We start from the raw sequence: 14885 nt of genomic DNA on the forward strand, positions 1-14885 counted from the left end.
GTCAGATCTTCGACGAGGCCTCGGACAGGACGCTCCGCAGGATCGAGGTGATCTCGCGGAACTCCGGCTGCCCGATGGTCAGCGGCGGAGCGAGCTGCACGACCGGGTCGCCGCGGTCGTCCGCCCGGCAGTACAGCCCGGCGTCGAACAGCGCCTTCGACAGGAACCCGCGCAGCAGCCGCTCGGACTCGTCGTCGTCGAAGGTCGTCTTGGTGGCCTTGTCCTTGACGAGCTCGATGCCGTAGAAGTAGCCGTCACCGCGGACGTCCCCGACGATCGGCAGGTCCTTCAGGGTGTCGAGCTCGGCCTTGAACAGCGGGGCGTTCTGCCGCACGTTCGCGAGCAGGCCCTCTTCCTCGAAGATGTCGAGGTTCTCCATCGCGACGGCGGCCGACACCGGGTGCCCGCCGAACGTGTACCCGTGGTAGAAGGTCGTGTCGCCCTTGGAGAACGGCTCGAAGAGCTTGTCGCTGATGATGGTCGCGCCGATGGGGGAGTACCCCGAGGTCATCGCCTTGGCGCACGTGATCATGTCCGGCACGAAGTCGTAGGTGTCGCAGGCGAACATGGTGCCGATCCGGCCGAAGGCGCAGATGACCTCGTCGGAGACGAGCAGGACGTCGTACTCGTCGCAGATCTCGCGCACGCGCTGGAAGTACCCGGGCGGCGGCGTGAAGCACCCGCCGGAGTTCTGCACCGGCTCGAGGAAGACCGCGGCGACGGTGTCGGGGCCCTCGAACTCGATCATCTCGCGGATGCGTTCGGCCGCCCAGACCCCGAACTGCTCCTCGGTGCCGCCCGGGAAGCCCATCTCCTCGGCGCGGTAGTAGTTCGTGTTCGGCACCCGGAAGCCGCCGGGCGTCAGCGGCTCGAACATCTGCTTCATCGCCGGGATGCCGGTGATCGCGAGGGCACCCTGCGGGGTGCCGTGGTAGGCCACCGCACGCGAGATCACCTTGTGCTTCATGGGCTTGCCCTGGAGCTTCCAGTAGTACTTCGCGAGCTTGAAGGCGGTCTCCACCGCCTCGCCGCCGCCCGTCGAGTAGAAGACCTTGTTGAGATCGCCGGGGGCGTGCTCGGCCAGGCGGTCGGCGAGCTCGATGGCGGCCGGGTGCGCGTAGGACCAGATCGGGAAGAAGCTCAGCGTCTCCGCCTGCTTCGCGGCCATCTCGGCCAAGCGCTTCCGACCGTGGCCGGCGGCGACGACGAACAGGCCGGAGAGCCCGTCGATGTAGCCCTTGCCGTGGCTGTCGTAGACGTGGTGGCCCTCGCCGCGCACCATGATCGGCACGTCGGCACCGGCCTGGTTCGCACCGTGCCGGGCGAAGTGCATCCACAGGTGGTCCCGGGACTTCCGCTGCAGGTCGGCGTCGTCGACCGGGGCGAACGGGTCGTAGGAGTGGAGCCGCGTGGGCTGTCCGGTCGTCTGGTCTGAGATGGTCATCGCGTTCCCCAGTCGTAGAGCTGTTTGCGGAGTTGCAGGTAGACGAAGGTCTCGGTGCCGGCGACGCCCGGGATGGCCCGGATCGTGCCGTTGAGCAGTTCGATCAGGTCGTCGTCGTCCTCGCAGACGACCTCGACCATCAGGTCGAAGCTGCCGGCGGTCATGACGAGGTAGTCGACCGCCGGCAGCTGTTCGAGGGCATCGGCGACTGTTCGGGTGTCGCCGCTGACCCGGATGCCGATCATCGCCTGCCGGTGGAAGCCGAGCTGCATCGGGTCGGTGACCGCGACGATCTGCATGACGCCGGTCTCGGTGAGCTTCTGGACTCGTTGCCGGACCGCCGCCTCGCTGAGACCGACGGCCTTGCCGATCTCGCCGTACGGACGGCGGCCGTCCGCCTGGAGTTGTTCGATGATCCGCTTCGAGGTGTCGTCGATCGGTCCCGGACGTCGTGGTGCTGCCGCCATGCCGGACAGCATGGCAGCGAGGCCCGGAGCGCGCAAGGGATTCCGTTGTGAACACCGTGTTTCGCGACGATTTCCGTTGTTACGGTTCTCCACAACCTCCGAATCCGTCTTCCGAACCGCTGGAATCCGTGTCAGGATCACCGCCATGCTGGACACGACGGAAACGGTGACCACGACGCACGAGGTGCGCAACTTCGTCGGTGGGTCGTTCGTCGAGTCGGGCGCGGACACCCGGTTCGATCTGGTCGACCCCACCACCGAGCAGGTCTACGGCACGTCCCCCGTGTCCACGGCTGCCGACGTCGACGCCGCGTTCACGAGCGCGAGCACCGCCTTCGCGACCTGGCGCCGCACGACCCCCGGCGAACGACAGCTCGCGCTGTTCCGGATCGCGGACGCCATGGAGCAGCGGGCATCGGAGTTCGCCGACCTCGAGTCCCTCGACACCGGCAAGCCCCGGGCCACCCTGGTCGAGGACGAGATCCTGCTGTCCGTCGACCAGATCCGCTTCTTCGCCGGAGCCGCCCGCAACCTCGAGGGCCGCAGCGCCGGCGAGTACATGGCCGACCACACCTCGTTCGTCCGGCGCGAGCCCATCGGCGTCGTCGCCCAGGTCACCCCCTGGAACTACCCGCTCAACATGGCGGTGTGGAAGTTCGCCCCGGCGCTCGCCGCGGGGAACACCACCGTGCTCAAGCCGAGCGACACCACCCCGCTCTCCACCCTGCTGCTCGCCGAGGTCGCCGCCGAGTTCCTGCCGCCCGGCGTGCTCAACGTCGTCGTCGGCGACCGCACCACCGGCGCCGCGATGATCGACCACCCCACTCCACAGCTCGTGTCCATCACCGGGTCGGTCCGCGCCGGCATGGAGGTCGCCCGCGCCGCCGCCGGCGACCTGAAGCGCACCCACCTCGAGCTCGGCGGCAAGGCCCCGGTGATCGTGTTCGACGACGCCGACATCCCGTCCGCCGTCGCCGGCATCGTCGCCGCGGGGTTCTTCAACGCCGGGCAGGACTGCACCGCCGCCACCCGGGTGCTCGTGCAGGACGGCATCCACGACGAGTTCGTGGCGGCGCTCGCCGCCTCGGCACGTGCGACCGCGACCACCGGCGCCGACACGGCCACCCCGTACTTCGGCCCGGTGAACAACGCGAACCAGCTCGCCCAGGTCCGGTCCTTCGTCGACACCCTCCCCGACCACGCCACGATCGAGCTCGGCGGCGGGCGGCAGGGCGACGTCGGCTACTTCCACCAGGCCACGATCGTGTCCGGCCTGCGTCAGACCGACCGCATCGTGCAGCAGGAGGTGTTCGGCCCCGTGCAGACCGTGCAGCGCTTCACGACCGAGGACGAAGCACTGCGCGCCGCGAACGACGTCGAGTACGGGCTCGCGAGCTCGGTGTGGACGACCGACCACTCGCGGGCGATGCGCTTCGCCCGTGACCTGGACTTCGGGTGCGTGTGGATCAACACCCACATCCCGATCGTCGCCGAGATGCCGCACGGCGGCTTCAAGCACTCCGGCTACGGCAAGGACCTGTCCCAGTACGGGTTCGACGACTACACCCGCATCAAGCACGTCATGTCCTACATCGGCTGACCCCGATCCTTCCGAAGCAGCAGGAGGCACCATGGCAATGACCGGCACGTTCGCCGAATCCGGAGCCGATCTCCGACTCGAGCAGATCACCAAGTCGTTCCCCGGCCACACCGCGGTCGACGCGCTGGACCTGACGGTGCCGGCCGGCTCGTTCTTCGCCCTGCTCGGCCCCTCCGGCTGCGGCAAGACCACGACCCTGCGACTGGTCGCCGGGCTCGAGGAGCCCACGAGCGGCACCATCACGATCGGCGGCGAGGACGTCACCGACACGAAGCCGTACCAGCGGCCCGTCAACACGGTGTTCCAGAACTACGCGCTGTTCCCGCACATGAGCGTGCTCGACAACGTCGCGTTCGGTCTGAAGCGGCGACGGATCCCGGACCCGATGACGAAGGCGCGCGAGGCCCTGCACCTGGTCGAGCTCGACGCCTCGGCCGACAAGCGCCCCGCCTCCCTGTCCGGCGGCATGCAGCAGCGCGTCGCGCTGGCACGCGCGATCGTGAACCGGCCGGCACTCCTCCTGCTCGACGAGCCACTCGGTGCGCTCGACCTGAAGCTCCGGCACCAGATGCAGCTCGAACTCAAGACGATCCAGGCCGAGGTCGGGCTCACCTTCCTGCACGTCACCCACGACCAGGAAGAAGCGATGACGATGGCCGACACGGTCGCCGTCATGAACGGTGGCCGGATCGAGCAGATGGGCAGCCCCCAGGACCTGTACGAGCTGCCCCGCACCGCGTTCGTGGCGAACTTCCTCGGCCAGTCGAACCTGCTCGAGGGCGAGGTCCGCGGCACCGACGGCCCGCTGCTCGTGGTCGCGACCCCGGCGGGCACCATCGCCGTCCCGGCCGACCGCGCCGTCCGCACCTCGGGCAGCGTCGTCGTCGGCGTCCGTCCCGAGAAGCTCAAGATCCGCACCTCGGAGCCCACCCCCGAAGCCGGCCGCAACATCCTCGGCCCCGGCCGCGTGGTCGACGTCTCGTTCTCCGGCGTCAGCACGCAGTACCTGGTGGACGTCCCCGGCGCCGGCCGCGTCTCCGTCTTCGCGCAGAACTCGAAGGGCGGACCGCGGATCGCGACCGGCACCGAGGTCTGGCTCACGTGGGGCGTCGACCACGGATTCGGCCTGGAGGCGCACCCCGCGTCCGACCAGACCGTCACCACCCACGCCGCCACGGGCCTCCAGTCCGCACCCGCCACGGCAGGATCGCTCGCGTGACCGGCGGGGGACCCGGCCCGGACCTGTTGCGCGGACTGACGTCCGCGCGCGTCAGCCGACGCGGCCTGCTCGCCGGCGGAGGAGCCGCCGCGCTCGCGGCGCTGCTCACCGGGTGCAGCATCAAGGGCTCAGCCGCCTCCGGCGCCGAGAACGCCGTCGACTGGACCGCGTTCTGGAAGGACGCCACGGCGACGAAGCAGCTGAACTTCGCGAACTGGCCGCTCTACATCGACTCCGACCACGGAAAGTCCGAGTCGCTCGCGCTGTTCCAGAAGGCCACCGGCATCAGCGTCGACTACCAGGCGGTGATCCAGGACAACGCGACGTTCTACGCGACCGTCTCGCCGATCCTGCGGGCGCAGGGTGCCACCGGCTACGACCTGGTCGTGATGACCAACGGGTTCGAGCTGACCCAGATGATCAAGAACGGCTTCGTGTGCGAGCTCGACCACTCGCGGCTGCCGAACTTCGCGGCGAACGCGGGTGACTCGGTGAAGGACCCGACGTACGACCCCGGCAACAAGCACTCCGTCGTCTGGCAGACCGGGTTCACCGGGATCGCCTACAACCCGAAGTACATCGACCGCGAGATCACGTCGTTCCAGGACCTGCTCGACCCGGCGTTCGCGGGCCGCGTCGGGCTGATGAGCGACAACACCGAGCTCGGTTCCCTCGGGCTGCTCGCGAACGGCATCGCCCCGGAGACGTCCACCCCGGCGGACTGGCGGAAAGCGCAGGCGTGGTTGCGGAAACTGCGCCCGAGCGTGACCGGCTTCTACGACCAGAGCTACATCAACAAGCTCGAGAACGGCGACACCTGGATCACCCAGGCGTGGTCCGGCGACGTCTTCCAGGCGCAGCAGTCCGGGTTCGAGGACCTGAAGTTCGTCACGCCGGAGGAGGGCCAGATGATGTGGCACGACAACCTCATGATCCCCCGGCAGGCAGCGAACCCGGTGGCCGCCCTCGAGTGGATGGACTTCTACTACACGCCGAAGATCGCGGGCATCGTCGAGGACTGGGTCAACTACGTCTGCCCGGTCCCCAGCGCCGAGGCCTACGTCCGTGACGAGCTCGACGACGCGACGGTGGCGGACAGTCCGCTGGTGTTCCCGGACTCCGACGTGCTGGACCGGTCGCACGAGTTCCGGGTGTTCGAGAACTACGACGAGTACTCGGAGTGGAACGGCATCTTCAACGCGGTGGTGCAGTCGTGACCGCCGTCGGGGTCGCCGGCCCGGGTGCCGCACCGGCACCGGGTGCTGGTCCGGCACCGGGTGCTGGTCCGGCGCCGGTCCGCCGGGGACGCCGTCGCAGCACGCCCTTCCTGCTCGCGCTGGTCGGGACCGCGTACCTCTGCGTGTTCTTCGTCATCCCGCTCGTGTCGGGGCTCATCGTCTCGCTCATGTCGGGCAACCCGGACGACGGGTACACCTTCACGTGGAACTGGGGGATCTACGGCTCCCTGTTCATCGACCCGCAGGTGCCCTACCTGACGTTCCTGCTCCGGTCCCTCTGGTACGGCGCCGCCGCCACGGTCGTGACCATCATCGTCGGCTACCCGGTGGCGTACTTCATCGCGTTCCGGGTCTCGCCGCGGTGGAAGAACCCGCTGCTCATGCTCGTGTTCGTGAGCTTCCTGGTGTCGTTCATCATCCGCACCGACATGTGGGCGTTCGTGCTCGCGTCGCAGGGTCCGGTCGTCACCTTCCTGCAGGCGATCGGCCTGGCGGGCAAGGACTTCCACATCCTCGGCACCGGCGGCGCGGTGATCTTCGGCGACGCCTACAACGACCTGGCGTTCATGGTGCTGCCGATCTACGCCGCGCTCGAACGCATCGACCCGCGACTCGGCGAGGCCGCCAACGACCTGTACGCCGGCAAGTTCCGGGCGTTCTGGCACACCACCCTGCCGCTGTCCCGCTCGGGCATCTTCGCCGGCGTCCTGCTCGTGTTCATCGACAGCGTCGGCGACCCGGTGAACTCGGCGCTGCTCGGCGGCACGAACACCTACACGATCGGTCAGGCGATCCAGGACGCCTACTCCGGCAACCAGCAGTACAACGTCGCCGCGGCACTGTCGACCGTGCTCATGGTCGTGCTCGGCATCATCCTGTTCATCTACGCCCGCGTCTCCGGCACCGACGACCTCGAGGACCTCGTATGACCGCCGTCGCACCGTCTCGTCCGTCCACCGCGACCACCTCGTCGCCCGTCGTCCGCCGCCACGGCGTGAACCGTCGCGGGCCCTGGCTCGCGATCGTCTACTGGGTCACCATCGCGATCACACTCGTCCCGATCGTCTACATGATCGTGTACTCGTTCAACGATGCCCCGACGAACCGGCTGTCGTTCGCGTGGAACGGCTTCACGACGTACTGGTACGCGAACCTGGTCAACGTGTCCGGGCTCGGAGCCGCGTTCGTCACCTCGGTCGTCGTCGCGTTCCTGGCCGCGATCATCTCGGTCGCGATCGGGCTGCCGCTGGCCCTGGCGCTGGAGCGGTACCGGTTCCCCGGCCGCGGTGCCGTGAACGCCGTCGTCTTCGCGGACATCGCGGCGCCCTCGATCGTGGTCGGCTCGGCGTCGCTGTCGTTCTTCTTGTCGGTGGGCCTCGGCACCGGGTTCCTGACCGTGCTCATCACCCACGTGGCGTTCGACGTCGCGTACGTCGTGGTGGTGCTCCGCGCTCGGATCTCCGGCACGTCGCGGGTGCTCGAAGAGGCCGCGAGCGACCTCGGTGCGACGCCGTTCCAGGCCTTCCGGCTCGTGACGCTGCCGTTGCTCGCGCCGGGCATGCTCGCGGCCGGGCTGCTCGCGCTCGCGATGTCGATCGACGACTACGTCATCACCTCGTTCGTCGCCGGGCCCGCCGTCACGTTCCCCCTGTTCGTCTACGGCGCCGCGAAGGCCGGGATGCCGCCGCAGGTGCTGTGCTTCGGGACGCTCGTGTTCGCGGTGGGGCTGCTCGTGGCGCTGCTGAACGGTGCGCTGAACCGGCGCCTGGCCCGGACGCGCGGGTAGGCGCCGCACGCACGGTGCGAGGTGCGTGGCCTGGTGCGAGGTTCCGTACTCGGTGCGAGCCCGCGCGCCTCGCACCGAGCACGGAACCTCGCACGGGGTGACGAAGCGTGCACGGTGCGGACGGGAGGCGCGTGGCGGGCTGGCGTCGTGCCTCCCGTCCGGCGGGTGGTGTGCGTCCACAGCACGGTGCGGCTTTCGCGGGCTGGTGCGGGGTTGCGCGCGTGGTGCGCGCTTGTAACCGGGCACGGTGCGTGGAACCTCGCACGGGGTGGCGAGGTGCGCACGGTGCGGACGGGAGGCGCGTGGCGGGCTGGCGCCGTGCCTCCCGTCCGGCGGGTGGTGTGCGTCCACAGCACGGTGCGGCTTTCGCGGGCCGGTGCGGGGTTGCGCGCGTGGTGCGCGCTTGTTACCGGGCACGGTGCGTGGAACCTCGCACGGGGTGGCGAGGTGCGCACGGTGCGGGCGGGAGGCGCGTGGCGGGCTGGCGCCGTGCCTCCCGTCCGGCGGGTGGTGTGCGTCCACAGCACGGTGCGGCTTTCGCGGGCCGGTGCGCGATCGGCGCGGGTCGCACGGTGCGAGTTGCGTGAGCTGGTGCGAGGTTGCGCGCGTGGTGCGCGCTTGTAACCGGGCACGGAGCGTGCAACCTCGCACGGGGCGGCGACGGGCGCACGGTGCGGCCGGGAGGCGCAGCGCTCGTGACGCTCGATTGACGGGCGTGTTACGGACGCGAGTCAGGCGGTGTGCCGCGGCGCACGCCACAGCGGCCGCGCGTAGGTTCCAGCCATGAGTGCAGAGCTGACGCTCGGCGCCGAGGAAGAGCTGCACCTCATCGACCTCGAGTCCGGCCGACTTTCCGCGAAGGCCCCGCGCCTTCTGCCCAAGCTGCCCGCCGACCGCTTCGGCGCGGAACTGCAGCGCACGACCATCGAGACGAACACCCCCGTGGTGCGCACCCTCGACGACCTGCGGCGGGTGATCGTCGACCTGCGCCGGGAGCTCAGCGCCGCGATCGCACCGGCGGGGGTCACCATCGCGTCGGTCGGTACGGCGCCGCGGTCCGAGTACGCCGACTTCGAACTGACCAGCGGCGGGCGCTACGGCCGGATGCAGGAGCAGTACCGGATGCTCGTCGACGAGCAGCTCATCTGCGGCCTGCAGGTGCACGTCGGTGTGAGCGACCGCGACCTGGCGGTGCAGATCGCCCAACGGGTCGCGCCGGTGCTGCCGGTGCTGCTGGCCCTGAGCGCGTCGAGTCCGTTCTGGAACGGGCAGGACACCGGGTACTCGTCGTTCCGCAGCATCATCTGGCAGCGGTGGCCGTCGGCCGGTAGCTTCGGACGGGTGTCGAACGCGGCGGAGTACGACAAGGTGCTCGACGACCTGATCGCCTCGGGGGTGATCGCCGACAAGAAGATGGCGTACTTCGACGTGCGGCCGTCGTCGCACGCTCCGACGCTCGAACTCCGGGTCTGCGACGCCACCCCGATCGTCGACGACGCGGTGCTCATCGCCGGCCTGTTCCGGGCAGCGGTGCGGAAGGCCGAGGTCGCCGTCGAGTCCGGCGCCGAGTGGCACCCCCGCAGCGAACCCCTGCACCGTGCAGCGATGTGGCAGGCGGCGCGCACGGGGCTGAGCGGCGAACTGCTCGGCCTCGGGCAGCACCCGGACCGCCTGCCCGCCGAGGTCGCCGTCCGGCAACTGGTGTCCCGCCTGCGCCCGGAACTCGAGGAGCTCGGCGACTGGGGCACCGTCACGGACCTGCTCGAGGACACCCTGGCCCGCGGCAACTCCACCGATCGACAGCGCACCGCGTACGCCGAGCGCGGGGAGCTCGACGACGTCGTCGCCCTGGTGGTCGAGGACACCGCCGGCACGCCGTCCGGTCGTGACGAGGACCCGGCGGTCGCGGTCCCCGGCTACCGGGTGCGCGCCGGCGACGAAGCGGTCGGCCCCGGTGCCCGCCCCCGTCCGGCGTTCCGCGACCTGGCGACGTACTTCACCGCCTGGGACGCCGACACCACGAACGAGCACTGTGCCGCGCGCGACGCCTGGACGCGCGAGCACGAGGTCGGCTTCGTCGTGGACGGCGGCGTGCAGGCGTTCGGGTGCGACCTGGTGCCGCGGACGATCAGCGCGTACGAGTGGTCGCAGCTGGAGCGTGGCCTCGGGCAGCGCGCACGGGCGATCGAGCTGTTCCTGCGCGACGTGTACGGCGAGCGGCGGATCGTGGCCGACGGGGTCATGGACGAGCACCAGTTCGTCGGGGCGAACGGCTGGGACCCCGACGCTGCGCGCCTGCCCGGTCACGCGGTGCGGGCACCCGTGCTCGGCTTCGACCTGGTGCGGAACGAGTTCGGCGGTTGGCGGGTGCTCGAGGACAACGTGCGTTCGCCCTCCGGGGTCGCGTACGGCATCGCGCTCCGCGAGCTCATGGACGACGTCGTGCCGGACGCTCCACGTCCGGCGCTGTTGCGCGACCCGCACGGCGTGACCGACCGCCTGCGCGAGACCCTGCGCACGAACGCGACCGCGGTGACCGGCAACCCGGACCCGGTGCTCGCACTCGTCAGCGACGGCCCCGCCGCCGGCGCGTGGTTCGAGCACCGCAGGCTGGCCGACGGAGCCGGGCTGCGCCTCCTGGCCGGGTCCGACCTGGACGTCCGTGACGGACGTGTGGTCGACGCGACGACCGGCGACGTGCTCGACGGGCTGTACCTGCGGATCGACCGCGACGTGCGGGCCCTGACCGCGGACCACGCGCCGGAGCTGGGCGCCCGCATCCTCGACGTGGCCGAGGCCGGACACGTCCACCTGTCGAACGCCCCGGGCAACGCCCTGGTCGACGACAAGGCGATGTACGTCAACGTGCCGGACCTGATCTGGTACTACCTGGACGAGAAGCCGCTGCTCGAGTCGGTGCCGACGTACCGCACGAGCATCGAGGGCGAACGCCTGTCGGTGCTCGACCGGGTCGGCGAACTCGTGACGAAGCCGGTCGACGGCGAAGGCGGACGCGGGGTCCTGATCGGGCCGAGCGCGAGTGCCCCGGAGGTCGCCGAACGACGGCGCGAGATCGCTGCCGACCCAGCAGGTTGGGTCGGACAGGAAGTGGTGCAGCTGTCGTCGCACCCGACAATCGGACCGGCGGGCCTCGACCCACGGCACGTCGACCTGCGCGCGTTCGTCTACCTGACCGGGACCGGAGAGGACGACGCGCACCTGGCCGACGTCGCGCTGACCCGGGTGGCGCCCGAGGGCAGCATGGTCGTGAACTCGTCGCGCGGCGGCGGCGCCAAGGACACCTGGATCGTGGGATCCGCCGCGAAGGCGGCGGCCGAGGGAGAGCGCTGATGTGTGGACTCGCGGGCGAGATCCGGTTCGACGGCACGGCCCCGGACGTCGGAGCAGTGGCGCGGATGACCGGGTGCATGGTGCACCGCGGCCCCGACGGTGACGGGCTCTGGGCGCGCGGTCCGGTCGCGCTCGGACACCGACGGCTGTCGATCGTCGACCTGTCCACCGCCGGTGCGCAGCCGATGGTGCTGCCCCGGGCCGGACTGACGATCGCCTACAACGGCATGGTCTACAACTACGAGCAGCTGCGTGACGAGCTGCGCGGCAAGGGCCACGAGTTCTTCTCGACGTCGGACACCGAGGTCATCGCCGTCGCCTACGCCGAGTGGGGCACGGCCTTCGTCGAGCACCTGATCGGCATGTTCGCCATCGCGATCTGGGAGCACGCCAGCGGCCGACTCGTGCTCGCGCGGGACCGGCTCGGCATCAAGCCGTTGTACGTGGCACAGGTACCGGGCGGGCTGCGGTTCGCGTCGTCCCTGCCTGCGGTGCTGGCCGGCGGCGGCATCGACACGTCCATCGACCCCGTCGCCTTCGCGTCCTACATGAGCTTCCACTCGATCGTGCCGGCACCCCGCACGATCCTGTCCGGTGTCGGCAAGCTCCCGCCCGCCACCGTCCGGGTGATCGAGCGCGACGGCACGTCCCGCGACACCGTCTACTGGGAGCCGCGGTTCGAGCGCGACCCCGCCAGGGCCGACTGGACCGACCAGGACTGGGAGCAGGCGTTCATCGGGTCGCTCCGCACCGCGGTCGAGCGCCGCATGGTGGCCGACGTCCCCGTGGGCGTGCTGCTGTCCGGCGGCATCGACTCGTCCCTGGTCGTCGGACTGCTCGCCGAGGCCGGGCAGCAGGACCTCGCGACGTTCAGCATCGGCTTCGAGGCCGCTGGCGGTGAGTCCGGCGACGAGTTCGAGTACTCGGACCAGGTCGCGAAGCACTTCGGTACCGACCACCACCGCATCCACATCCCCTCGACGCGCCTGCTCGACGGCATCGACGGTGCGGTCGCCGCCATGAGCGAGCCGATGGTCAGCCACGACTGCGTCGCGTTCTACCTGCTGTCGCAGGAGGTCTCGCAGCACGTCAAGGTCGTGCAGTCCGGCCAGGGTGCCGACGAGGTGCTCGCCGGCTACGACTGGTACCCGCCGCTCGCCGACGTCCCCCGCGACCAGGCCGCCGAGGCCTACCGCTCCGTGTTCATGGACCGCAGGTGGCCGGCGCTGCAGGGGCTGCTCGCGGAGCGCTGGAAGAGCGACGACGACACCCCGTCGGCGTTCGTGGACGCTGCGTTCGCGGTTCCGGGCGCGGAGACGAGCGTCGATGCTGCGCTCCGCAGCGACACGATGACGATGCTCGTCGACGACCCGGTCAAGCGGGTCGACAACATGACGATGGCGTGGGGCCTCGAGGCCCGCGTGCCGTTCCTGGACCACGAGTTCGTCGAGCTCGCCGGCGCGATCCCGCCCGCGCTCAAGCTGTCGGACGGCGGCAAGGGCGTCATGAAGCGGGCGTCGCGCGGCATCGTCCCCGACAGCGTCATCGACCGCAGCAAGGGGTCGTTCCCGGTGCCCGCGATCCGGCAGCTCGAGGGCCCGTACCTGGAGCGGGTGCGCACGGCACTGCACGCGCCGGAAGCACGTGAGCGCGGCCTGTTCGACCCGGGTACGGTCGAGCGGATGCTCCAGGACCCGAACAGCACGCGGACCGAGATCGGCGCGAACGCGCTCTGGCAGCTCGGCCTGATCGAGATGTGGCTGCAGCAGCAGGGGGTGCGGTGAACGTGGGTTCCACCCGGACTGGAGGCTCGGCGAGCGTCGCGTCGTCGGCCGACGTCCGTCCCTCGGCCACGACCAGGGCCGCGGCCGACCTGGGCGAGCGGCTCGCCGCCGCCTGGGGGTCGTGGGGCCCCACCATGACCCGGAACGCCCGGCGCGTGGCGTTCGTGTCCGACCGGCACGGCACCCCCGAGGTGTTCGTGCAGGACGTCGTCGTCGACGGCGAACTGCCCGAACCGGTCCGGATCGCGCTGTCCGACGACCCAGTGATCCGGGTGTCGTGGTCGTCCGACGGGGAGTGGCTCGCCGTGGCGATCGCGACCGACGGCGGCGTGAAGCAGCAGGTCTGGGTGGTCCGGCCGGACGGCACCGACGCCGCGCAGATCGCCGGTTCGCGGTACCAGCACGCCGAGCTCGGCCCGTGGAGCCGCAGCGGGCACCGGGTCGTCATCACGCTGCCCTCGACCGAAGCCGACCAGCCGGCCCGCTCGTACCTGGTCGACCCGGTGTCCGGCGACCGCGACGACCTGGCCGTCGGCGAACTCATCCACATCCTCGACCTGTCGGTGGAGGAACGCCTCGTCGTGCTCAGTGACGGGCAGCGCGGCCAGGAGTTCGTCGTCGTGGTCGACCGGCTGACCGACGAGAGCCACGCCCTGTTCGCCGACGACCCCGACGGGTCCGCTGACATCGCGTTCCTGCGGCCCTCGCCCGCGAGCGAGACCAGCCCCCTCGTCGCCTACGTCGCCACCGAGGCCGGACTGCCCCGCCGCGGACTCGTCGCCCAGCCCGTCGGACCACACGGCTGGCGCGGCACACCCCGACGGATCATCGAGCGCGCCGACGCCGAACTCGAGTACCTCGACGCCGACGACGCCGGCCGCACGCTGCTGCTCGTCTGGAACGTCGACGGGCGCAGCGAACTCGACCTCATCAACACCCACGACGCCTCGCGCACCCCGGTGCCCGACCTGCCCGGGTACGTCGTCACCGATCCCGTGCTGAGCCGCGACGGCCGGAGCGTCCTGCTCGCCGTCGAGGGACCGACCCGACCGCGAGAACTCTGGCGGCTCGACACGAACGCGCTCACCTGGAGCCGGGTCACCGACGTCCCCGCGCTGCCGGACCTGCAGCTGGTCGAGCCGACGCTCGAGCGGTTCACCGCCCGTGACGGACTGGAGCTGACCGCCTGGCTGTACCGGGCGGTGGAGCCGGCCACGTCGTCAGCCGTCGGCGCTCGTGCTGCTGCTGCCGTGCCTCCCGGCCCGCGAGCAGCGCTCGTCCACCTGCACGGCGGACCGGAGTCGCAGGAACGACCCACGTTCTCGCCCCAGCACCAGGCGCTCGCCGCAGCGGGCGTGACCGTCCTCGCCCCGAACATCCGCGGATCGTCCGGGTACGGACACGAGTTCGTGCACGCCGACGACCTGGCCCTGCGCTGGAACGCGCTCGCCGACGTCGTGGACTGCGCACGGTTCCTGGTGTCGAACGGGTACGCCGACCGCTCCCGGGTGGCCGTCGAGGGCCGCTCCTACGGCGGGTACGCGACCCTCGCATCCCTGGCGTTCACGCCCGACGTGTTCGCGGCAGGTGTCGCCGTGTGCGGGATGAGCGACTTCGCCACGTTCTACCGGGACACCGAACCGTGGATCGCCTCGGCGGCTGCGACGAAGTACGGGCACCCCGTCGACGACGAAGCGCTGCTCGCGGCCCTGTCGCCGATGCGGGCGATCGACGACGTCACGGCGCCGTTGCTCGTCGTGCACGGTGAGCTCGACACGAACGTCCCCATCGGCGAGGCGCACCAGGTGGTCGCGGCGCTGCGGGAGCGGGCGCACGACGTCGAGTACCTGGAGCTCGCGGGTGAGGGGCACGAGTACCGACGGGCGTCGTCGCGGGCGTTGCTGGTGCGGCGGATGGTGGAGTTCGTGGCGTCGCGGCTGGGGTGAGGCGGGGCGCTCGGTCTGGTGGGGGTGCTCGCTGGTGCGAGGTTTCACAC

10 protein-coding genes are annotated in these 14885 nt (G+C 70.6%); 8 read left to right on the forward strand and 2 right to left on the reverse strand.

All coding sequences use genetic code 11. From position 1 onward, the window contains the following. Position 1: 1 nt before the first annotated feature. Together EDF51_RS08650 and EDF51_RS08655 are read right to left on the reverse strand one after the other, a co-directional pair. Positions 2 to 1444 carry an aspartate aminotransferase family protein gene (locus tag EDF51_RS08650; RefSeq protein WP_131877976.1) on the reverse strand — a complete coding sequence of 481 codons (1443 nt, stop codon included), beginning with the start codon at positions 1442 to 1444 and terminating at the stop codon, positions 2 to 4. After that, positions 1441 to 1911 carry an Lrp/AsnC family transcriptional regulator gene (locus EDF51_RS08655; protein WP_027466949.1) on the reverse strand — a complete coding sequence of 157 codons (471 nt, stop codon included), beginning with the start codon at positions 1909 to 1911 and terminating at the stop codon, positions 1441 to 1443. The genes EDF51_RS08650 and EDF51_RS08655 overlap by 4 nt, the downstream gene beginning before the upstream one ends. Positions 1912 to 2056: 145 nt before the next feature. On the opposite strand from EDF51_RS08655, the gene EDF51_RS08660 reads away from it, so the two are divergent. The 8 genes from EDF51_RS08660 to EDF51_RS08700 all read left to right on the forward strand — a co-directional run bounded on the left by EDF51_RS08660 (position 2057) and on the right by EDF51_RS08700 (position 14835). Further along, entirely contained in the window at positions 2057 to 3511 is a 1455-nt protein-coding gene (locus tag EDF51_RS08660; protein WP_131877978.1) for a gamma-aminobutyraldehyde dehydrogenase, read from the forward strand. 31 nt (positions 3512 to 3542) lie between these two features. Next, a complete protein-coding gene (locus tag EDF51_RS08665) occupies positions 3543 to 4730 on the forward strand; it encodes an ABC transporter ATP-binding protein (RefSeq protein WP_123292904.1) in 1188 nt (395 codons plus the stop codon). Beyond that, on the forward strand, positions 4727 to 5947 hold the full coding sequence (locus EDF51_RS08670) for a spermidine/putrescine ABC transporter substrate-binding protein (RefSeq protein ID WP_207896083.1): 1221 nt from the start codon (positions 4727 to 4729) through the stop codon (positions 5945 to 5947). Before EDF51_RS08665 ends, EDF51_RS08670 begins: the two co-directional genes overlap by 4 nt. Continuing rightward, complete coding sequence (locus tag EDF51_RS08680; RefSeq protein ID WP_165932304.1) at positions 5944 to 6897, forward strand: ABC transporter permease; 954 nt, start codon at positions 5944 to 5946, stop codon at positions 6895 to 6897. The genes EDF51_RS08670 and EDF51_RS08680 overlap by 4 nt, the downstream gene beginning before the upstream one ends. Then, entirely contained in the window at positions 6894 to 7754 is an 861-nt protein-coding gene (locus EDF51_RS08685) for an ABC transporter permease (protein WP_131877984.1), read from the forward strand. Before EDF51_RS08680 ends, EDF51_RS08685 begins: the two co-directional genes overlap by 4 nt. Before the next feature lie 783 nt (positions 7755 to 8537). Further along, entirely contained in the window at positions 8538 to 11105 is a 2568-nt protein-coding gene (locus tag EDF51_RS08690) for a carboxylate--amine ligase/circularly permuted type 2 ATP-grasp protein (protein ID WP_134194492.1), read from the forward strand. Further along, on the forward strand, positions 11105 to 12889 hold the full coding sequence (locus tag EDF51_RS08695; protein WP_134194494.1) for an N-acetylglutaminylglutamine amidotransferase: 1785 nt from the start codon (positions 11105 to 11107) through the stop codon (positions 12887 to 12889). Before EDF51_RS08690 ends, EDF51_RS08695 begins: the two co-directional genes overlap by 1 nt. Then, entirely contained in the window at positions 12886 to 14835 is a 1950-nt protein-coding gene (locus tag EDF51_RS08700) for a prolyl oligopeptidase family serine peptidase (RefSeq protein WP_134194496.1), read from the forward strand. Before EDF51_RS08695 ends, EDF51_RS08700 begins: the two co-directional genes overlap by 4 nt. Positions 14836 to 14885: the final 50 nt, after the last annotated feature.

The organism is Curtobacterium sp. PhB25 (assembly GCF_004365375.1).
In the GTDB taxonomy this organism is placed as follows: Bacteria; Actinomycetota; Actinomycetes; order Actinomycetales; family Microbacteriaceae; genus Curtobacterium.